Source organism: Comamonas sp. wu1-DMT (assembly GCF_040187805.1).
Classification (GTDB): domain Bacteria; phylum Pseudomonadota; class Gammaproteobacteria; order Burkholderiales; family Burkholderiaceae_C; genus Comamonas; species Comamonas thiooxydans.
In genome coordinates this window covers 190,181-209,761 of record NZ_JBANEM010000007.1, presented here as the reverse complement: position 1 = coordinate 209,761, position 19,581 = coordinate 190,181, and the positions used below count along the sequence as shown (strand labels likewise).

The 19,581-nt window shown below is 56.6% G+C and carries 18 protein-coding genes, 1 tRNA gene and 1 pseudogene; 12 read left to right on the top strand and 8 right to left on the bottom strand.

All coding sequences use genetic code 11. The annotated features are described in order from the left end of the window. Positions 1-65 precede the first annotated feature (65 nt). From V8Z78_RS12555 to V8Z78_RS12545, 3 genes are all read left to right on the top strand, one after another. The gene (locus tag V8Z78_RS12555; protein ID WP_502878842.1) at positions 66-320 is read left to right on the top strand and encodes a hypothetical protein; all 255 of its coding nucleotides are present in this window, start codon (positions 66-68) and stop codon (positions 318-320) included. Positions 321-534: 214 nt separating this feature from the next. Continuing rightward, complete coding sequence (locus V8Z78_RS12550) at positions 535-1,035, top strand: DUF192 domain-containing protein (protein ID WP_046460192.1); 501 nt, start codon at positions 535-537, stop codon at positions 1,033-1,035. A gap of 24 nt (positions 1,036-1,059) precedes the next feature. Then, a complete protein-coding gene (locus V8Z78_RS12545; protein ID WP_349731472.1) occupies positions 1,060-1,620 on the top strand; it encodes a hypothetical protein in 561 nt (186 codons plus the stop codon). On the opposite strand, the gene V8Z78_RS12540 is transcribed toward V8Z78_RS12545, so the two are convergent. Together V8Z78_RS12540 and V8Z78_RS12535 are read right to left on the bottom strand one after the other, a co-directional pair. After that, the gene (locus V8Z78_RS12540) at positions 1,600-1,890 is read right to left on the bottom strand and encodes a CPCC family cysteine-rich protein (RefSeq protein ID WP_046460190.1); all 291 of its coding nucleotides are present in this window, start codon (positions 1,888-1,890) and stop codon (positions 1,600-1,602) included. The two genes, V8Z78_RS12545 and V8Z78_RS12540, sit on opposite strands and share 21 nt — an antisense overlap. A gap of 190 nt (positions 1,891-2,080) precedes the next feature. Beyond that, entirely contained in the window at positions 2,081-4,312 is a 2,232-nt protein-coding gene (locus tag V8Z78_RS12535; protein ID WP_003067431.1) for an NADP-dependent isocitrate dehydrogenase, read from the bottom strand. Positions 4,313-4,516: 204 nt separating this feature from the next. Between V8Z78_RS12535 and V8Z78_RS12530 the strand changes: the two genes are divergently transcribed. The 4 genes from V8Z78_RS12530 (at position 4,517) to V8Z78_RS12515 (ending at position 11,240) form a co-directional block, all read left to right on the top strand. Then, a complete protein-coding gene (locus V8Z78_RS12530; protein WP_349731471.1) occupies positions 4,517-4,855 on the top strand; it encodes a hypothetical protein in 339 nt (112 codons plus the stop codon). 363 nt (positions 4,856-5,218) lie between these two features. After that, on the top strand, positions 5,219-5,512 hold the full coding sequence (locus V8Z78_RS12525; RefSeq protein WP_003067427.1) for an H-NS histone family protein: 294 nt from the start codon (positions 5,219-5,221) through the stop codon (positions 5,510-5,512). 1,130 nt (positions 5,513-6,642) lie between these two features. After that, complete coding sequence (locus V8Z78_RS12520; protein WP_349731470.1) at positions 6,643-10,020, top strand: EAL domain-containing protein; 3,378 nt, start codon at positions 6,643-6,645, stop codon at positions 10,018-10,020. 650 nt (positions 10,021-10,670) lie between these two features. Next, positions 10,671-11,240, top strand: coding sequence for an SMI1/KNR4 family protein (locus V8Z78_RS12515; RefSeq protein ID WP_349731469.1), 570 nt, complete (start codon positions 10,671-10,673; stop codon positions 11,238-11,240). A gap of 13 nt (positions 11,241-11,253) precedes the next feature. Here the strand turns inward: V8Z78_RS12515 and V8Z78_RS12510 are convergent, their stop codons facing one another. The 4 genes and pseudogenes from V8Z78_RS12510 to xseA (V8Z78_RS27135) all read right to left on the bottom strand — a co-directional run bounded on the left by V8Z78_RS12510 (position 11,254) and on the right by xseA (V8Z78_RS27135) (position 14,541). After that, positions 11,254-12,114, bottom strand: coding sequence for a DODA-type extradiol aromatic ring-opening family dioxygenase (locus tag V8Z78_RS12510; protein ID WP_349731468.1), 861 nt, complete (start codon positions 12,112-12,114; stop codon positions 11,254-11,256). Between the two features lie 185 nt (positions 12,115-12,299). Beyond that, a pseudogene (locus V8Z78_RS12505) lies at positions 12,300-12,888 on the bottom strand (superoxide dismutase). A 316-nt stretch (positions 12,889-13,204) separates the two neighbouring features. Further along, positions 13,205-13,867: an exodeoxyribonuclease VII large subunit gene (gene xseA / locus V8Z78_RS27140; RefSeq protein WP_502878843.1), complete on the bottom strand. Its 663-nt coding sequence runs from the start codon at positions 13,865-13,867 to the stop codon at positions 13,205-13,207. Between the two features lie 17 nt (positions 13,868-13,884). Further along, a complete protein-coding gene (gene xseA / locus V8Z78_RS27135) occupies positions 13,885-14,541 on the bottom strand; it encodes an exodeoxyribonuclease VII large subunit (protein ID WP_502878841.1) in 657 nt (218 codons plus the stop codon). Between the two features lie 450 nt (positions 14,542-14,991). On the opposite strand from xseA (V8Z78_RS27135), the gene V8Z78_RS12495 reads away from it, so the two are divergent. Together V8Z78_RS12495 and V8Z78_RS12490 are read left to right on the top strand one after the other, a co-directional pair. Next, entirely contained in the window at positions 14,992-15,624 is a 633-nt protein-coding gene (locus tag V8Z78_RS12495) for a MotA/TolQ/ExbB proton channel family protein (RefSeq protein ID WP_003062918.1), read from the top strand. Positions 15,625-15,643: 19 nt separating this feature from the next. After that, on the top strand, positions 15,644-16,075 hold the full coding sequence (locus V8Z78_RS12490) for an ExbD/TolR family protein (RefSeq protein WP_349731467.1): 432 nt from the start codon (positions 15,644-15,646) through the stop codon (positions 16,073-16,075). A 75-nt stretch (positions 16,076-16,150) separates the two neighbouring features. Here the strand turns inward: V8Z78_RS12490 and V8Z78_RS12485 are convergent, their stop codons facing one another. Then, positions 16,151-17,071 (bottom strand): Dyp-type peroxidase, encoded by a 921-nt coding sequence (locus V8Z78_RS12485; RefSeq protein WP_349731466.1) that lies wholly within the window; start codon positions 17,069-17,071, stop codon positions 16,151-16,153. Between the two features lie 176 nt (positions 17,072-17,247). Here V8Z78_RS12485 and V8Z78_RS12480 point away from each other — a divergent pair. Beyond that, a tRNA-Val gene (locus tag V8Z78_RS12480) sits at positions 17,248-17,324 on the top strand. Between the two features lie 150 nt (positions 17,325-17,474). On the opposite strand, the gene V8Z78_RS12475 is transcribed toward V8Z78_RS12480, so the two are convergent. Beyond that, positions 17,475-17,924, bottom strand: coding sequence for an SRPBCC family protein (locus V8Z78_RS12475; RefSeq protein WP_003062911.1), 450 nt, complete (start codon positions 17,922-17,924; stop codon positions 17,475-17,477). Positions 17,925-17,993: 69 nt separating this feature from the next. Between V8Z78_RS12475 and V8Z78_RS12470 the strand changes: the two genes are divergently transcribed. Beyond that, on the top strand, positions 17,994-18,527 hold the full coding sequence (locus V8Z78_RS12470; protein WP_349731465.1) for a hypothetical protein: 534 nt from the start codon (positions 17,994-17,996) through the stop codon (positions 18,525-18,527). Between the two features lie 205 nt (positions 18,528-18,732). Further along, on the top strand, positions 18,733-19,575 hold the full coding sequence (locus V8Z78_RS12465) for a CHAD domain-containing protein (protein ID WP_349731464.1): 843 nt from the start codon (positions 18,733-18,735) through the stop codon (positions 19,573-19,575). Positions 19,576-19,581: the final 6 nt, after the last annotated feature.

Sequence of the window (19,581 nt, the reverse complement as noted above, 5' to 3'; positions counted from 1 at the left end):
GAAATACAGCATAAAAACCTGTCAACGGCGGCACAGAGCTGCCGTTGAGAGGGTGTGGGGGACAGATGGGCTGCTCCTCACTTCAACCTGAAACCTGGCATTGCCGCATCTTTAGGAAATTGGCATATATGAAAAAACTACTCGCTGTCCTGATTGCTGGTTCGTTCGCTGCTGGCGCTTTTGCTCAAGCCGCCGCGCCGGCGCAGCCTGCCACACCTGCCGCAACAGCAGCGGCGCCCACCGTCAAGCATATGAAGGCCAAACCTGCCAAAAAGCATCATATGCAGCACAGCAGCAAAAAGATGCACAAGCCAGCCTGATCGCGCGCTGAAAGCCGGTCTGGCGATACCGGCACGCCATGCTTCTGTACGCCGGACCTGACTCACGCCAAAGCCTGCCGAACGGAAAGTTCTGCAGGCTTTGCATTTTGCAGACCGGCTCCGGCCGCCTATTTGCGACAGCGATTTGCACCGCAACCCACGCGGATTGCTATAGGCTTGTGACTTCCGACTTCCTGTTTGGCATGCAAGGCTCATGAAGAACCTCCCCACCAAGACAATCCCCAAATCCGGCTGGCGCGCCCCGCTGCTGGCCCTGGCCTGCAGCGCCCTGCTGGGCCTGTTCGGCAACCCGGCCATGGCCCGCGACGAAGGTCAGCCGCAGACGAATCTGCGCCGCATCGATCTGACGGCCGGCATGTACCGCATCGACACCCAACTGGCCATCACGCCGCAGCAGCGCGAAATCGGTCTCATGTTCCGCAAGGAGATGCCGCAACAGGAAGGCATGCTCTTCGTCTTCGAAGTACCCGGCGTGCAGTGCTTCTGGATGCGCAACACCATCTTGCCGCTGACAGCGGCCTTTGTGGCCGATGACGGCACCATCGTCAATCTGGCCGACATGAAACCCATGAGCGAAGACTCCCACTGCTCGGCCAAGCCCGTGCGCTATGTGCTGGAGATGAACCAGGGCTGGTTTGCCAAGCGCGGCATCAAGGCTGGCACCAAGCTGGGCGGCGCGCCCTTCAATCGCTAAGCACCGCCGGAATCAGCATCCGTCATGCTCTACCAGCCGCAGTTTCCACAGGCACTGAGCGATATCGCTGTTGCACTGCTGCGGAGATTGGACAAATCGCAAGCGCTTGAGTCCTGCCCCGGCTTCACGGTAAGCATCAATGGCGAATTGCTGCATGCACCCTACCGCGTGTACTACGACGAACGTGAGCTGCAGCAATGCATTCAAGAAAGCAGCGGCCCCACACAGCAACTGGCCCTGTGCCTGGGCAGCCGCCACGCCAACGGTAAAGTGCGCGAAGCCTGTCTGCGCCAGTTGCTGTCGTATGACTGCGACTGGGTACTGCCGTTTTTGGTCCGCGCGGCTGGCGAGTATGTACTGGAAATTGCCGAGCATCTGGCAGCCCAGACTCATAGACTTTTGCCAAACAGCTACGGGCATTTTGCTGCCGAAAACCCCGAATTTGTGATTACCTGCAAGCAGCAGGCCGCCAGTTACTGGGACTGCCACCACCGCCAACGCTATCCGCTGCTGCGTCAGCACCCAGGCATACGATTCCTGCGCTGGGTTGACGAGGCCAGACGGTCACTGCCCCACGCCGATTGATGCCACTCTGCGCAGAACACGCGGACTATGTCGATAGCGGCTGCGCGCTGCCGGTGGGAGCACGCTCTTGAGCATTCGGTAATCGCAGGCACCAAAGTACTGAAAGTTGCGCCGACCTTCGCGCAGCGTCATGTGGTTAGGGCCTGAGTATTCATCCGGGCAGTCCACATCCCAGCCACTGTCTTCCCAGAAGCAGACGCTGCAGATGCTGTACTCGCCACGCTCATCCAGCGAGAAGTAGTCGCAGCACGGGCACTGATACAGCGACATGGAGCACCTTTCATAAATTCGAATGAAATCAAGCTACAGCGCTTATTCATCATACACATACAGCTTCTATTTATATAGCAACTACTGAGGCCGGACACAAAAAAGCCGGAGACCTTTTCAGGTCCACCGGCTTTTTATGAGGCATTGCCTGCACGCAGACGGGGCAACCCGCTCTGCGAGGCAAGCTGGCTTACACCGACGCGATGGCGGCGTTGAAGGTGGCGCTGGGGCGCATCACGGCGTCCAGCTTGGCCACGTCGGGCATGTAGTAGCCGCCGATATCGGCAGCCTTGCCTTGCACTTCCTTCATCTCGGCCACGATCTTGGCTTCGTTCTCGGTCAGGCTCTTGGCCAGAGGTGCGAACTTGGCCGCCAGTGCTGCATCTTCGGTCTGAGCAGCCAGCGCCTGGGCCCAGTACAGAGCGATGTAGAACTGCGAACCACGGTTGTCCAGCTCGCCGGTGCGGCGCGAAGGCGACTTGTCTTCGTCCAGCAGCTTGCCGGTGGCTTCGTCCAGAGTCTTGGCCAGCAGCTTGGCGCGGGCATTGTTTTCCTTGATGCCCAGGTCTTCAAACGAGACGGCTAGAGCCAGGAATTCACCCAGCGAGTCCCAGCGCAGGTGGTTTTCCTCCACCAGCTGCTGCACATGCTTGGGAGCGGAGCCGCCAGCACCGGTTTCGTACATGCCGCCACCGGCCATCAGAGGCACGATGGACAGCATCTTGGCCGAAGTGCCCAGTTCCAGAATCGGGAACAGGTCGGTCAGGTAGTCACGCAGAATGTTGCCGGTCACCGAGATGGTGTCCAGACCGCGGGCCACGCGCTCCAGCGTGTAGCGCATGGCGCGCACTTGCGAGAGGATGTGGATTTCCAGGCCGTTGGTGTCATATTCCTTCAAGTAGGTCTGCACCTTCTTGATCAGCTCGGCTTCGTGGGGACGATAGGGGTCCAGCCAGAACACGGCAGGCATGCCGGAGTTGCGGGCACGGGTCACCGCCAGCTTCACCCAGTCGCGGATAGGAGCATCCTTGACCTGGCACATGCGCCAGATGTCGCCAGCTTCCACGTTCTGGCTCAGCAGCACTTCGCCGGTGGCGATGTCCACGATGTTGGCCACGCCGTCTTCGGCGATCTCAAACGTCTTGTCGTGCGAGCCGTACTCTTCAGCCTTTTGCGCCATCAGACCCACGTTGGGCACGGTGCCCATGGTCTTGGGGTCGAAGTTGCCGTGCCACTTGCAGAAGTTGATCACTTCCTGGTAGATACGGGCAAAGGTGGACTCAGGCATCACGGCCTTGCAGTCGTAAGGCTTGCCGTCAGCGGCCCACATCTTGCCGCCCACGCGGATCATGGCGGGCATGGAAGCATCCACGATCACGTCGTTGGGCGAATGGAAGTTGGTGATGCCCTTGGCGGAATCGACCATGGCCAGGCGCGGACGGTGCTCCTGGCACTTGTGCAGGTCACGGATGATTTCTTCGCGCTGCGAAGCAGGCAGGGTCTCGATCTTCTCGTACAGATTGGCCATGCCGTTGTTCACGTTCACGCCCAGCTGATCGAACAGCTTGCCATGCTTTTCGAAGGCTTCCTTGTAGAAAATCTTCACGCAGTGACCGAACACGATGGGGTGGGATACCTTCATCATGGTGGCCTTCACGTGCAGCGAGAACAGGATGCCCGACTCGCGGCAGTCTTCGATTTCCTTTTCATAGAAGGCGCACAAGGCCTTCTTGCTCATGAACATGGAATCGATCACTTCTGCTGCCTGCAGCTTGACCTTGTCCTTCAGAACGATGCTGTTGCCTGACTTGGTCTCCAGCACCATCTTCACTTCGCGGGCCTTGTCCAGCGTCATGGACTTTTCGCCGTGGTAGAAGTCGCCCTCTTCCATGTGCGACACATGGGTTTGCGACCACTGCTTCCACTCACCCATGGAATGGGGGTGCTTCTTGGCGTAGTTCTTGACCGCTGCAGGCGCGCGGCGATCCGAGTTGCCTTCGCGCAGCACGGGGTTCACGGCAGAGCCGATGCACTTGTTGTAGCGTGCCTTGATGTCCTTTTCGGCATCGGTCGTGGCGGTTTCAGGATAGTCGGGGATGGCGTAGCCCTTGCCCTGCAATTCCTTGATCGCTTCTTGCAGCTGGCCCACGGATGCGGAGATATTGGGCAGCTTGATGATGTTGGCTTCAGGCGTCAGCGTCAGCTTGCCCAGTTCAGCCAGGTTGTTCGGAGCGCGTTGGGCTTCGGTCAAAAAGTCGGGGAACTCGCCCAAGATACGGCCTGCCAGCGAGATATCGCTGGTCTCCACATTGATGCCAGCCGGTGCTGCGAAAGCACGGATCACGGGCAGGAATGCGCTGGTGGCCAGGCGGGGAGCCTCGTCAGTCAAGGTGTAGATGATGGTGGGTTGCTGCGTACTCATCTCTTGTCTCAGGTTGTGAAAAAAGGGGGAAAGGTGCCTTGGGCCTGCATCCCGGGCTTGCGCAATGGGGCCTGACACAGCGGGACGACACTTTCTTGATGCAATGCGTTCCCACAATACAAAATTCTACGCGCAACCGGGCCGGTTTTTTTAAGTCTTGTACAAGACTCAAGGATTTAGCTCAACTTTCAAAAGGCGTTTTCATTGGGAAACAGGCTTTTTTCCCCGGTTTTCTTCCATGTAAAAAAGTCGCACTGCCGCATTCATTTAGCGGCCATCACAGCCGTGCAAGTTGCGTTGAAGAGAGTTGCGTTGCGCGGCCTTTGGCACAAATTTGCGCCATCTTTGGCACAAAGTAGCACAGGCTTTGGCACCAAGGCTGACAAATTGGCAAGCGATCACGTCCTCGAATGTGTTGTTTTATCACCCATCGACCAGTCTCCGTTGACGATGGGGGCGTTGGATGGATGCGTTGACCAGTTGACCTCCAACCGGGAGCACTGGCAAGAACAGGCCTTTAGCTGCCCTGTAGGTTTTTGCTGAAAAGGAGTCCTGCAAAGCCATATGGGTCACTTCTGACCGAGCGGCTCAAGTCGGCTGGCCGCGAGCGCCGAACGAATGCTTTGTGGGCACTCAATAGATGGCTTCTGGTCACACCTAGCCAATCCCTCCGTATCTTTGAATAAGACGTCGTGCAATACGAGACGCTTCAGTACCTGCTTGTCTCTAAAGCTCATCTTATTTTTTGTGTGCGCCTCAGCTTTTGGAGTTGACGCACCTCAAATCAAGACACAATGTACGCGGTCACTTTCGATTGAAAGTGAACCAACTGCATAAACGACGTATCTCATGTATGGGTGCATCCCTTTAGTGCTGGTTCATAACTTTACATAGGACCTCTTTTAGATGAGTACACATTCTTATAAGGATTTGTTGGCGCAACGCGAGGCTCTTGAGCAGCAGATTGCTGCCGCCCGCAAGACTGAAGTCGCAGACGCGGTGCAAAAAATCAAAGGCTTGATCGAGGCTTTCGGGCTGACACAGGATGATGTCTTCCCTGCCGCCAAGCAAAAACAAAAACGCGAGGCTGGCTCTGTGGCTCCAAAATATCGTGACCCAACCACAGGCCAGACCTGGTCCGGTCGAGGAAAGCCTCCGAATTGGATCAAAGATCAAGATCGTTCTCAGTTTGAGATTTGAAAGTGGCCCTAGCGGCCACTTTTTATTTCTCCCGACTGCCGCGGCGACCGTTCTTGCTCGCCCACTGGCGATTCTTTCAACACTGCCCCGGAGGTTCCTCACTCTTGGCCCAGCTGTAAGTCGCCGATTCGCCACGTTCGCGCTGATTCGCATCGCCGCCAACCGCGCACTCCTGCCGCCGGGCTTCCATCTCAAAGTCCTTGAAGCATGCCTGGATTGCAGAATCCGGTCGTTGATGCTGATGGCGGCCTTGCCTTTGATTTCCTTGGGCTTTTCAGCCGTCAGCTCGTACTGCTCCCACTCGAGCGACACATCATAGTCTTCGGTCTCCCAGCGGCTGTGCCCTACCGTATCGATCCATCTGTGCCCAAGCAAGCTGCTCGATGTAAGCGTCGCCTGTCATTCACAGATATGCCGCTGATAGGGTCAGCCACGCCGTGAGCAAGGCCACATTCAGCGGGCTGCGACAAGGGCTTGCCCACATGCCCCAGCCGGGCTTCCGGCCCAAGTCCAGCAACTTCAAGCCATTTGAGCCGCCTGAGAAGATCAAGTCGCTCAGGAGGACGCCGGATGCAGCGATAGCCTCGCCACCTCGCTCGCTTTCGTATGCCGAACCCTAGTCGAACACCACTCCTGAAAACTGCTCAATCTTCATTCAAGGCCGGGTGTTTTTATAAGGTTCTCCAAATTGATATGACTCAAGAATTAAAAGAAAAAAGCGATCTCTTGTTGAGAGATCGGCCGTAAAAATTCTCAGCTACTTGAATTCAGCATCTTTGTAATGCGTCTTGATCGTATCAACAACGCTGAAAAAGAACGCTATTTATCTGCTGGCTACTGAATATCAGATTGCTCTGCCGAACTAGCAAACGGACGCTTCAAGGCCAAGCAACACACAGAATTTCGCAAATTTCGACTCCTCTGCAATGTGAACCAATGACAACAAATGAAACAAATCGCATATTGTTTGTATATTTGAGCTTGTATCCCTCAGTTTGCATGTTGATGGACCCTGCACACTCCTCCTATCCGGAGTGTCTGGATCCCTTGCATGGATGGTGATGTCAGCCTAGGCCCGCGGCAAGTGAAAATGGCTTGTGCGGCCTGCATCTAGCGTAGGAGCGCGTTCTATGGTGCGGAGGTCTAGTTTCGAGTCCAAGGTTGTCACAGCATTTGGAACAGCTGCGCTGGTAGTGATCGCAATGGCACTATCGACGTGGGAAGTTGCAAATGATGCAGCCAAAGCCGCCCAAATGGTGACACATGCACACCAGTTGCTCAACAATATAGATCGCGTCAGAGGCTATTCTCTCCAATCTGAACTAACCACTCAAAATTTCCGCCTGACAGGTAATGCCGAGCATATTGCCGAGCGAAATGCAGCGATGGCTGAGCGAGAGCTTTCGCTGGAAAAAATACGGCAACTAACGATCGATAATCCAGATCAACAACGTCGCTGGACAGAGCTGCGTAAAGTCATTGACCAGCGCATGGCAGCTGCACGCCAAATTGAAAAATTGCGCAATACCCAAGGTCAGAAGGCAGCAAATGCATTTGCTGCCGCAACTACGCTTGCATCCACGCGTTTGCGCACCTATGAATTGCTGAGCGAGATGGATACCGAGGCGCGCCTGCGACTCGCTCTGGAAGAGGCCGAGCACAAGCAAGCGCGTCATAAGCTGGTGATGGCTGGAGCATTGGTCGCTGTGGCACTTATCTTGCTGTTGGGTTCCTCCTATCTTCTGATAAGACGTCAATTGCGCGAAACAGAAGCCAGTCAGCGTGCTCTGGCTGACAATGAAGAAAGCCTTGTGACTACCTTGCACTCGATCGGCGATGCAGTACTCGCAACAGACACTGAAGGGCGAATCACTCGCATGAATTCAGTGGCCGAACAGCTCACAGGCTGGAGTATCAATGAGGCTCAAGGCCGTTCTATCGAGGAAGTATTCAATATCATTCATGAGCAGACCCGCGAGCCTGCTCATATTCCTGTAGCAACGGTGTTAGCCACCGGGGAAGTGCAGGTACTTGCCGACTACACCTCAATCATTGCCAGAGATGGCACCGAACGTCCAATCTCTGATAGCGCCGCCCCCATCCGCGACTCCAAAGGCCAACTACGAGGTGCTGTACTAGTCTTTAGGGACGTTACTTTGGAGCGAAAGGCACAACGGATCATCCGTGAGCAAAACGCGTCACTTGAAGCTGACGTGCACCAACGCACTTTGCAATGGCATGAGATTCAAAGCCATTTGCACAACGTCATCAGCGCCGTTCCGGCGCTGATTGCCTACGTTAATGCACAACAGCACTACGAGTACGTCAACACTCAGTACCGGGAGTGCTTTGCACCTGACCGCGAAGACATCACGGGTGAGTCGGTAAGACAAATCCTCGGAGAGGAACGCTATGTTGTTGCCAATGACTTGATCGGCAAGGTCCTCGCAGGAGAGCCGCAAACATATGATTGGCAGCCCTTTCCAGGAGTTTGGCAGACTATTCAGTATGTTCCCAAACACCAAGCCGATGGAACGGTTGCTGGCTATTACGTATTGGGCACCGATATTACTGAGCGCAAGCACTATGAAGAACGTATCCAGACGCTCAATGGGGAACTTGAACAACGAGTGCATGAGTTAGAGCATATTGGCCGCGGACTGCGAACCTTGAGCGCCGGTAATCGCACCATGCTACGAGCCAGCGAAGAACAGAGTCTGCTTGAAAACATGTGCCGAGCCATCGTGGCTGCAGGAGGCTATGGCATGGCTGCAGTCTGGTATTCGGGTGACGAGCCAGATCAACAACTACGTCCGATGGCCGAGTGCAATTATCCAGGCGGTATAGAAGCACTTCGCAGTCTAGGACTCATAGCAGCCGATACGGAGCTAGGCCAAAGCCTGACATCTAGCGCAATTCGCAGCGGCAAGGTTCAATTTGTCCGAGACATGCGTGTAGATTCCAACCATGTTCGATGGAGCGACAAGCTTGGTGAACTGAAATCAGGTGTATCTTGCCCTTTATTGGTTGAGGGCGAAGTCATTGGTGCACTATCCATTTATGACACCGAACCAGACGCGTTCGGCGAAGATGAAATCGCATTGCTGACCGAGTCAGCGGACGATCTAGCTTTTGGTATTTCCATTCTGCGTACACGCTCAGAACAACTACGTGTACAAGCAGAGATGAATCATATGCTGCGCCATGATCCCTTGACTGGACTACCCAATTCGATTGAATTCAGGGAAGTTCTGACTGCGAAAATTGAGGGAAGCTCTTCACATCCAGAGCCAATCGCGGCTTTGCAATTCAATATTGAACGCCTTCGAGAAATAAACGAGGTGCTAGGTTTCTCTAATGGGGACCAGATTCTTAGAGACTTCGGAGAGCGCCTAAGGCAAAGCATTCCCGATTCTGCACATATTGCTCGTTTACGCGGAGACGAATTCGCAGTATTAGCGCCCACTCTGGATAGAGGTTCCGCCGTAGCCTTGGCCGAAGAGTTGGAAAAAACCATCTCCCGCCCTTTCCCGATCGCAGATATTGAATTGGATGTCAGTGCAAGAGCTGGCATAGCTTTGTTTCCCGAACACGGCACAACTGCCGATGAACTATTGCGTCAAATGGGAAAGGCCACCCATCAAGCCAAGGCCCGCGGACTGAGCCAGTGCGTATTCGACCCGTCACATCAGAAAAATCAAGCGGGACGATTGACCATGGCAGGAGAACTTCGGCGAGCCATTGCTGGCAATCAGCTGCGACTATTTTTACAGCCAAAAGTTGATTTTTCCTCCGGGCAAATCTGTGGAGCAGAGGCCTTGGTACGCTGGATGCATCCGATTAAAGGACTAATTCCTCCCGGATTGTTTATCGACCTGGCTGAGCAAACAGGCTTGATCAAGCCTTTGACGGAATGGGTTATTGTCGCAGCCCTTGATCTGCTGCAGAGCTGGCAGGCAAAAAGCTGTGCTGTTCCTATTGCAATCAATCTCTCCGCGCGAAACTTCAGAGATGAACAGCTTTTCGCCAAGTATCGCCAATGGCATTCAGAGCGCTCTGTGTCAACCGGACTATTGGAAATCGAAATTACGGAAAGCACCGTAATGGAGCATGCTGAATATGCTCTACGAGCACTGAGCGAGATGAGCGATGCTGGGATTCCTCTTTATGTGGATGATTTTGGAACGGGGTACTCCTCATTGAGCTATCTACAAAAACTACCAGTAGATTACATCAAGATCGACCAATCATTCGTTTCTGCAATGCATCGCGATCGGGATTCTGCCACGATTGTGCGCTCCACCATTGATCTCGTACATGATCTCGGGCGGAAGACAGTTGCCGAAGGTGTGGAGACCAAAGAGCACTGGGATCTGCTCAAGGATCTTGGCTGTGATATTGCACAAGGCTACTACATCGCCAAACCTATGCCTTCCAGCGATTTCCAGAAATGGGCCGAAGATTTCAGAACATCTCAGTCACGGGATAGTTCATTCTTTTCAAGATAATCCATTAAATTGAAATTACGCACCCAATAGCAAAGAAAAAGGTATTTTTAACATCAATGGATTTTCAAGACAGCATAATCATGCGACGCATAGATACGCCTGAAAATTTATTCTGACAAATTCAATGATGACTGACGACAACTAATAATCTATAGCGAGCAAAGTAATTTGGCGTTTGCAAGCCTAGCTACTTTGAATCTGCACTTCGTGTGCATCATAGCTTATTACATTCTCACTTCCGACCTCATATGAGATTGCAAGTTCTCCAATTTTAAAGCGTCGAGTCGGGCATCCATTTTGTTTAGATGACACTCAAAGGTCGAAACCCAAAAGCAACTGCCGACCTTATAGTTTCCGGCCTCAGACTGAGTTCCAAGCACATAAGAAGCGCTTCAAATGCACACCACGCAAAAAAGCAAGTACGCCAGTGGCACTATGCTGATCGCTATCGTCTATGGATTCAACTGGTTAGCGCAACACAATGACTGCCTCTGGCGCAAGGAGTGTTGGCATGAGGCAAAGAGCGCGGATTTACTACACTGAGAATCCAAAGAGCCACACTTTGTACCAAAACAGTCACTTCCCAACACCCTCTGTCAGCCCGACTTGGCTGTCCAATTCACTTACCTCGGAGTACTGCGCCTGCCGCCATGACACCTGACCAATATCTTGCGCATTTGCAGGCTGTGTATGCCGCATTCCAGCTGCGCTTTCACCCCTTGCCGCCAGCCAGCGAACAGGATCTGGCCGCTTTGGCCGCCGCGCTGGGGCCTCTGGATACCGATCTGGCCGCATTCTGGCGCCTGACTGCAGGCAGCAGCGCCGACAGCACCCAGCCCCTGTTTCAGCGGCCGAGCTTTGTAGATGCACTGGACCTTCTCACGCCACCTCAGGCCATAGCCCTGGCACTCCGCATGGAAAGTCGAGCCCAGCGCATGTGGGATCTGGCCGGCCCCGCATCCCAGGACCCTCGCCTGAGCGGGCGCTGGTGGCACGCCGGCTGGCAGCCGTTTGCCAGCTTCTACGGCGACATCGTGTTAATGGCCGATCATCATCCCGGTCCTGAAGGACAGCGCGGCCAGATCATTGCCTATGTGCACGACCCCGACCAGGTCTGCTGGATTGCCCCCAGCTTCTCAGCCTATCTTCAAGCGTCCGCCGACTCGATTGACGATGACAGAGAAGAATTTTTGAATGGACCACTGGACGAGCAGGAATAAGCGGAGCTCTGAGCTACGCCCCGGCCTGAAGGCAGTAACTGGACAGCGTGGCCGAGTCCATGAAGGCCTCTTCAAAGTAAACACGGCAGGCCAGGTCCTGCTCCGCCGCCCCCACCACCACCATCAGCGGCAGCAGATGCTCCTCCCGCGGATGGGCCATACGCGCGCCGGGGGCCCGATCCCACTCGGCCAGCCGCTGGCTGCGCGCGGCAGGTGTCATCTGCATCAGCGTCTCGGCCAACCAATCGTCAAACAGCTTGGAAGGCGCCCGCCCCACGGGGCCGAAGCTACGCATATTGTGATAGCTGGAGCCGCTGCCAATGATGAGAACTCCCTCGTCACGCAACGGGGCCAGCGCACGGCCCACGGCCAGGTGTTCTGCAGCGTTCAGATTGCTGCGCAGGCTGAGCTGAAGCACGGGCACATCGGCCTGCGGATAGATCACAGTCATGGGCACAAACATGCCATGGTCGTAGCCGCGCTGGTCGTCAGCCCGCACGTCCTCTCCAGCCTGCGCCAGCAACTGCTGCACCCTGCCTGCCAGCTCAGACGAGCCGGGTGCACGGTAATGCAGGTTATAGGTTTGCGGCGGAAAGCCGCCATAGTCATACAGCATGCCAGGATGGGCGGCACTCTGCACGGTGAAAACCGGCTCCTCCCAATGGGCGGAGATCAGCAACACGGCCCGGGGCCTGCGCGCCAGTTGGCGCGGAATATTGCGCAAGCCCTCGGCCATCAGCGCATGCCAGTCGTACATCTCCGGCACCCAGGGCCAGGGGCCTGCGCCATGGCAGAGAAAGTACACGGGCATGCGAGCGCCTGCCACCATTAGCCCGGAAACCGCCTGACTGCCCAGGCCTTCACGCTCCTCCATGCCAGTCTCTCCCATGCATCAATAGGTCATCAAAAACATAGCTGCCTGCACTTTCCCCATCAAAACTGGAGACCTAAAACTCCTCATTCTTAGCAGACAGGCATAAAAAAACCTCCTTGCGGAGGTTTTTGCCAACGATCAGGTCCGAGCCGTGCAGCCGCAGACCTGATACCGTATTGCCGTGATCAGGCAGCGAAGTTAGCTTCGGCGAACTTCCAGTTCACCAGCTTTTCCAGGAAGGTTTCGACAAACTTGGGACGCAGGTTGCGGTAGTCGATGTAGTAAGCGTGTTCCCACACGTCCACGGTCAGCAGCGCCTTGTCGGCGGTGGTCAGGGGGGGTACCGGCAGCGCCCATGTTGACGATGTCCACGGAACCGTCGGCCTTCTTCACCAGCCAGGTCCAGCCGGAACCGAAGTTGCCGGCAGCGGAAGCCACAAAAGCCTTCTTGAACTCGGCGTAGGAGCCCCACTTCTTGTTGATGGCATCAGCCAGAGCGCCTGTAGGCTCTGCTCCGCCGTTGGGGGTCATGCAGTTCCAGAAGAAAGTGTGGTTCCAGATCTGGGCAGCGTTGTTGTAGATGCCGCCGGAAGACTTCTTGACGACTTCTTCCAGATCCATGTTTTCGAATTCGGTGCCCTTTTGCAGGTTGTTCAGGTTCACCACATAGGCGTTATGGTGCTTGCCATGGTGGAATTCCAGGGTTTCCTGGCTGTAACCGAACGGAGCCAGTGCATCGATAGCGTATGGCAGGGGGGGCAGAGTGCGTTCCATGATGGTTTTCCTCGTGGTTGAAATTTTTGGGGGCCGTCCAGTGCCAAGGCGCCTGAGCGGTGACCGCTGTGCCGGCCGGCACATTGCTGTACTACAGACGTCAAGTATTGCACTAACCGAACCATTGTAGAAAGAACTGAGAGGCTGCGCGCCACTCATCAGGACTATTGCGCACGCAGCCAAAAGCATGCGCTCACGGCTTACAGCGCATGAACGCTGGCCCCTGTTGCATTGCCTGCGCCGATTGCAAAAGAGTTCTGATGAAGAACCCGGTTAGCGTGCAGGTGTTTTGCAGCCAGCTTGTGGCTGGCGAGCATCAAAGCAGACGCGGCTGAGTGACCACCACATCCACCGCTCCGTCCGACAGCTGAGCCTTCAGTGCCGTTCCCGGAACGGCCTGCCTGACCTGGGTCACAGGCCTGCCCTGCTGATCCGTCAGCAAGGCATAGCCGCGCTGCAACACCAGGCGCGGGTCCAGCAGTTGCAAGCGCAGGTCGATACGATCCAGCGTTTGCCTTTGCTGCTCCAGACTGCGCTGGAAGATATTGGGAAAATTGACCTGTATCGCTTGCTGGTTCTGCGCAAGCCGCTGCAATTTCAATAGCATGGAGTGGCGCAGGCGCTGCGCCTGACGACTGAGCTGGAGCTGATTGCGCGCCAACTGCTCGCTGGGCCGCCCCAAACGCTGTGCAGCGATATCCAGGCGTTGGGCTTGGCGATCCAGCACACGCTGCACGGCATTGTCCAGCCGGTCCTGCATCAGACCCAGAGTCCCCAGCCAGACCTCGCGCGGCTGGGCTACCAGCTCGGCCGCAGCCGTTGGCGTGGGCGCGCGCAGGTCGGCGCAAAAATCGGCAATGGTGAAGTCGGTTTCGTGACCCACGCCGCTGATCAGCGGCACCGGGCTTTGCACAATGGTGCGCGCCAGCTGCTCGTCGTTGAAGGCCCACAGGTCTTCCAGCGAGCCGCCACCGCGCACCAGCAAGATGGTGTCGATCACCGGCTGCGCGCGGAATCAACACGCAAGTCGCCGCTTGCATCTTGTCCCTCTTGCGTCAGGAGATACAGTTTTGATAGCGCCTGCACAAGCGATTGCGGCGCCTGGAGCCCCTGCACCAGGGCCGGAACAATTACCACCGGGATATGTGGCACGCGGCGGCGCAGCGCCGTCACCACATCGTGCAAGGCGGCCGCCCCCAGGGACGTGACCAGGCCAATGCCGCGCGGCAAGGGCGGCAGCGATCGCTTGCGCGCAGGGTCGAACAGGCCCTCGGACTCCAGCTGAGCCTTGAGGCGCAGAAACTGCTCGAACAAGGCCCCCTGCCCGGCTCGCTGCATGCTCTCCACCACCAGTTGCAGATCGCCACGCTGCTCGTAGACGCCTAGACGCCCTCTGACTTCGACCAGCTCGCCATCACGTGGCGAGAAACCGACCTGCTCGGCCGCACGACGGAACATGGCACAGCGAATCTGCCCGCTCGCGTCCTTGAGGTTGAAATAGCAATGCCCGCTGGCAGCGCGCGAAAAGCCACTGAGCTCGCCGCGCACCGCGACCGGATTGAAGCGAGCCTGCAAGGCATCGCCAATGGCGTGGCATAGCGCGCCAACTTCCCACACATGCGGCGTGGTTGCTGAGTTTGGACGTTCAAACATTGAATTCATGCGGTGTCAGCGAGGTCTTACGCGGGCCTGATTCTCCACAGATGTCGGCGTCCAGCCTTGTCGGCGACAAAGCCAGAAAAATCCTAAACAACACATGAGGAAAATCATCCATCCTATTGATTTAAAACAACTTATAAGGCTTCATACAGGTGTCAAACTCGTAACAAGCCTTTAAAGCGAAGCAGATAACTGCCCGGCATAGCAACTAGATCACAAAGTTATCCACAGATTTCTGTGATATACGCGAAAGCATTCGCAAAGAATCGCAAGCACTTTGTGCCTGCTCTGCCGCTCCAAGCTCCTTGCGCTTCAAGCGCTGCCGCACGATCTTGCTGCGCTGGCTCAAGCCTGCCGTATGAGGCCTGTAAAAACGGGTCGCAGCGGCACGGCAGTGGGTCATAATCGTCGGCTGCAATTTCTGAACGACGAGGGAGAGCAACGTTGCTGTCGATCATACAAGCCGCAGGATGGCCTATCTGGCCTTTGATTGCCTGCTCGATTCTGGCCCTGGCCCTGATTTTTGAGCGCTTTGCCTCGCTGAAAGCCAGCAAGGTCGCGCCGACCAATCTGCTCAATGAAGCGATTTCGGTCTCCACCAAGCACCTGCCCAGCGCTGAAACCACCCAGCAACTGGCCCAAAGCTCGGTATTGGGTGAGGTTCTGGCCACTGGTCTGCGTACCCGCCAGGCACATCCCGAAAGCAGCGAGGAAGAGCTGCGCTCGGCCATGGAGGGCGCGGGCCGCGCTGCCGCCCACAAGCTGGAAAAGTATTTGAGCGCCCTGGCCACCATTGCCTCGGCCGCGCCGCTGCTGGGCCTGTTGGGCACGGTGATCGGCATGATCGAAATTTTCGGCTCCCAGCCCGGAGCCAGCTCCGGCGCCGGCAACCCCGCCCAGCTCGCCCATGGCATCTCGATTGCGCTCTACAACACGGCGTTCGGCCTGATGGTGGCCATTCCGTCGTTGATCTTCTGGCGCTATTTCCGCGCCCGTGTGGACGGCTATCTGCTGGGCATGGAACTGGCGTCCGAGCAGTTCGTGCGCCATCTGGGCCGCATCAAGCCTGCCAAGTAAGAAGCGGAACGCATCCATCATGAACTTCCGTCCTCGTCACCGCGATGAGCCCGAGATCAATCTGATCGCCTTCATCGACGTGCTGCTGGTGGTGCTGATCTTTTTGATGCTCTCCACCACTTACAGCAAGTTCACCGAGCTGCAACTGACCTTGCCCGTGGCCGACACCGAGCAGCAACGCGATCGCCCCAAGGAAATCATCGTCGGCGTCTCTGCTGATGGCCGCTACTCCGTCAACAAGCAAGGCGTGGATGACCGCAGCGTCTCCTCTGTTGCCGCCGCCCTGTCCGGTGCGGCAACAGCGGGCAATGACAGCGTGGTCATCATCAGTGCCGATGCCAACTCCCCGCACCAGTCGGTGGTGACCGTCATGGAAGCGGCCCGCCACGCGGGACTGTCGCAGATCACGTTTGCCACCCAGACCTCGGCCAGCGCAGGCAAGGCCAAGTAGGAGCCTCTCGGGGAATGGGCAGCACATGAAAAAACGGGCCAGATGGCCCGTTTTTCTTTGCACCCATGCCATTTCTCAGGCCTGGAGTCCCAGCACCGTCAGATCCAGCTTGCCACCAGAAACCGGCGGACACCAGAAATAGCAGCCCGTCAGCGGCCTGGAAAAGCGGAACAGTCCATCGCTGATGCCGTCATCCATGCCCAGCATGCGGCGCATCTGAGCCTCGAAAGCGTCAAAGCTGCAACCAAAGGCGGAGAACATCAAGCCGCTGCGATCACTGCCCTGCGGGCTGACGCTCCACCAGGGCATTGAGCGTCGCACCACAAAGGCTTCCGGCTCAAAGCTCTCCTGCGCCGTGCGCTTGACATGGGCCGATTCAGGGGCATCGTCCAGTTCCTCGTTGTCGCTGCGGCGACGACCCACGGCATGGTCCTGCTCCATGGTGCTCATGCAGCCAAAGGCAGAGTAGTCATGTTGCCACTGCTGCAAGGCCCAGTAGCTGCAGCCGTTCATGCCTGCCCCCTGCTCTGCCGCAATGCCGGCTGCCACGGCCTCATCGTCCTCGGGGTTCTCAGTGCCGTCTTCATAACCGGTCAGATCACGGCCGTGACCGTTGTCCGAACGCTGGTGCACAAAGGCATCCACGATGTGATCAAGCTTGAAGACCGGCGCCAGCAAGTTGGTCAGCTTGGCCGTCAGAGCGATCAGCTCACCGCGTTGATCGCCGCGCAGCCACAGGCACAGCGCATAAGGTGTGCTGGGTGCTTCGAACTGCGGGCCCTTGAGGTGCGGGAACTCGCGCATCAGCGGTAGTTTCTTGTCCAGTTGCTGCAGCACCTGCAGGCCCAGACCCGCCACTACCTGCTGACCGTCAACACTGGTCTGCAAGTTCTTCAGACTGTTCTGCAAATCTGCACCTGCACCGACCAGGGTGAAGAAAACATAGCGCCCCTGTTCAGGAAGAGACGCCAGAATGCCTGCTTGTGCTTTTGTCATGGGGTTGCCGATTTAATTGATGGAAAACACATCAAAGTTTAGTAGCGAATCAACAGCGCCCCGGCAAGCCTTGAGCCGCTTGCCGGATTTGAAAAAATTTTGCCTCAGGCGCAAAAAAGTCGCGACTTTGCTCAAACCACCATTTTTCCGCTGCTAGAATTCATCCCATCGACGACAGGCGCGTAGCTCAGCTGGTTAGAGCACCACCTTGACATGGTGGGGGTCGTTGGTTCGAGTCCAATCGCGCCTACCAAACATCGCAAGCAAAACCAGAGCTTGCAAGCAAGACAGCCCGCTGAAAAGCGGGCTTTTTTGTTTCTGCCCCTCTCTTGGAGCGCCGACGCATGGACCACACCATGCATGCATTGAGCTCGGGCCGTCAGTGTCGCGCTTTGCGTCGTTTTCACGCTCCGTCAGGGATGGTCGGCTCCACCAGGAGGGCAAGCAGCTGCAGCGACTCCTGCCAGCCCAGATAGCAGGCCTGCTCGGGAATCACGTCGGGAACGCCCTCCTGCACCACATGCAGCTCGGTGCCACAAAACACGGCTTTCAAGTTCACGGTGGTGATCATTTCACCCGGCAGATTCGGGTCCTCGAAGCGGTCGGTATGGCGTATGCGCTGGCCTGGCACCAGCTCCAGAAACTCGCCGCCAAAGCTGTTTTGACTGTTGGCGGAAAAATTGATGAAGCTCATGCGATAGCGGCCACCCACACGGGCGTCAAATTCATGCACCTGCGCCGCGAAACCATGGGGCGGCAACCACTTGACCATGGCTTCGGGGGTCGTGAAGGCCCGATAGACGCGTTCGGGCGGAGCTTTGATCACACGGTGCAGTCGAATGGTCTGTGGCATGCGAGACTCCTGAGGTATAGGCCGCAAGCTTAGCTCTCATCACAATGACTGGCTACCAGCTTCTCGAGAATGCGCTCATCAGCCGCTGCGCCAAAACAAGCACCACTACAGCAAACTCCATTGACCCATCCTCGACATTCACAGAACCCGATGAAGGATTCGCCGGCTTTAGGCAGATGGCTGTCCATGGCACGCGATGACGAGGTCGTCATCGACGCCGCCGACATCAACCATGAGGCATCGTCCAATCTGTGGTGCTTTTCTCCGTGCGATGACGAGTCCCAGGGTCTCAGTGCTGCAGCTCTTGTCGATTTCATCAACCAGGTCATGACAGCCAGGCGAGAGAAATTGAGCGGAAATTCATCCATGCTTTTCTATTGCTGGCATGACGCACAGACGAGGCAGCTACGCTTCAGTCTTGTCTCCAGCACACATGGCCGGCTGCCTTTCGGCTGCGCCATTAACCCCTCTGCAGAGCTCGCCGCCGTCGCAGAACATATCGTCAAGAAGGACTGGTTCAATGCCGACTGGGGCAAGACTGGGCCGAACGGCCCTGGTGCAAAAACAGTCTTGAGCCTGCCCGTGTTCGTTGCCAACCTGTAGCAGCCAAGCCCGGCCTCAGACTCATCACTGCCCAGGCCAGTCACCGGCCTGAACGCTCCCGCCGCAATTCAGAAGCTGCCCACGGACATAGGGCAGGGAACATGGCACACTGTGGCAAACAGCAGCGAGAGCAATGCGGACCGGAGCATCGCTTTGCTAGTCGCAAGCTTGTCTCAGCCTCATGAAAACTGCCCCGGGAGCTCGTATGGGCAAAGGCAAACCAGACGCCGCAGTGGCGTTTTCAGCTATCGCATCCCCGCTTGTCGACTCGGCAGTCGAACAGGCCCGGCACATAGCCCGAGAGCCCGCCGCCGAGGGGATTCATCAATTGCGCGTTGCGCTGCGCAATCTGCTGACACTATGGTGGCTCTACCGCCCCCTGATGGGCGCCGAGGAATATGCACGGCAGCGCGGCTATCTGAAATCGATTGCCGGCGCAGCAGGCAAGGCCCGCGATTACGACATTCTGATCGAGCTGCTGAGCCGTCATGACAAATGCAGTGCAGCCGACATTGCCGCAATATACGTCGCTCGCGAGGCGGCCTTGCAGGCTGGCAGAGAAATCCTGTCACCTCCGCATATACAGACATGCCTGCTGAAAACGCTGACACAAACAGAGGCAAGCTTGCGCGCCAAGCCTCGCCAGCGGCGATTGGGAGCACTTGCCGAAGCACGGATCGCAAAGTCCAGGCGGCAGTTGCACCAACGCATCAAGCGGGCGATAACAGCGAACAAGCCAGATATCGAAGCATTTCACGATGTCAGAAAAGCTGGCAAGAAAACTCGTTATCTGCTGGAGCTATTCGGACCTCTGCTGCCCAAAGATCATCACCGTCTGCTCAAACGCCTCAAGAAAATCCAGCAACCTCTCGGAGAGCTGAATGATCTTGCCGCCAGCGAAAGCCTGCTACGCCAGAACCTGCGCCTGATCTCCACACCGGATCAAGCGAAAAAGCTAGAACGCTGGCTCAAGAGAAAACGCAAACGTCGCCAGAGTACTCTGGCCTGCTCGCTGCGGCAGGATTGGCGGCTCAAGCCGCCCGGTTAAGCGCCT

Bases quoted from the DNA above. Each gene is read 5' to 3' on its own strand.
- V8Z78_RS12555 (WP_502878842.1), top strand. From the start codon at position 66: ATGGGCTGCTCCTCACTTCAACCTGAAACCTGGCATTGCCGCATCTTT.
- V8Z78_RS12550 (WP_046460192.1), top strand. From the start codon at position 535: ATGAAGAACCTCCCCACCAAGACAATCCCCAAATCCGGCTGGCGCGCC.
- V8Z78_RS12545 (WP_349731472.1), top strand. From the start codon at position 1,060: ATGCTCTACCAGCCGCAGTTTCCACAGGCACTGAGCGATATCGCTGTT.
- V8Z78_RS12540 (WP_046460190.1), bottom strand. From the start codon at position 1,890: ATGTCGCTGTATCAGTGCCCGTGCTGCGACTACTTCTCGCTGGATGAG.
- V8Z78_RS12535 (WP_003067431.1), bottom strand. From the start codon at position 4,312: ATGAGTACGCAGCAACCCACCATCATCTACACCTTGACTGACGAGGCT.
- V8Z78_RS12525 (WP_003067427.1), top strand. From the start codon at position 5,219: ATGAGTACACATTCTTATAAGGATTTGTTGGCGCAACGCGAGGCTCTT.
- V8Z78_RS12520 (WP_349731470.1), top strand. From the start codon at position 6,643: ATGGTGCGGAGGTCTAGTTTCGAGTCCAAGGTTGTCACAGCATTTGGA.
- V8Z78_RS12515 (WP_349731469.1), top strand. From the start codon at position 10,671: ATGACACCTGACCAATATCTTGCGCATTTGCAGGCTGTGTATGCCGCA.
- V8Z78_RS12510 (WP_349731468.1), bottom strand. From the start codon at position 12,114: ATGGAGGAGCGTGAAGGCCTGGGCAGTCAGGCGGTTTCCGGGCTAATG.
- xseA (WP_502878841.1), bottom strand. From the start codon at position 14,541: ATGTTTGAACGTCCAAACTCAGCAACCACGCCGCATGTGTGGGAAGTT.
- V8Z78_RS12490 (WP_349731467.1), top strand. From the start codon at position 15,644: ATGAACTTCCGTCCTCGTCACCGCGATGAGCCCGAGATCAATCTGATC.
- V8Z78_RS12485 (WP_349731466.1), bottom strand. From the start codon at position 17,071: ATGACAAAAGCACAAGCAGGCATTCTGGCGTCTCTTCCTGAACAGGGG.
- V8Z78_RS12475 (WP_003062911.1), bottom strand. From the start codon at position 17,924: ATGCCACAGACCATTCGACTGCACCGTGTGATCAAAGCTCCGCCCGAA.
- V8Z78_RS12470 (WP_349731465.1), top strand. From the start codon at position 17,994: ATGCGCTCATCAGCCGCTGCGCCAAAACAAGCACCACTACAGCAAACT.
- V8Z78_RS12465 (WP_349731464.1), top strand. From the start codon at position 18,733: ATGGGCAAAGGCAAACCAGACGCCGCAGTGGCGTTTTCAGCTATCGCA.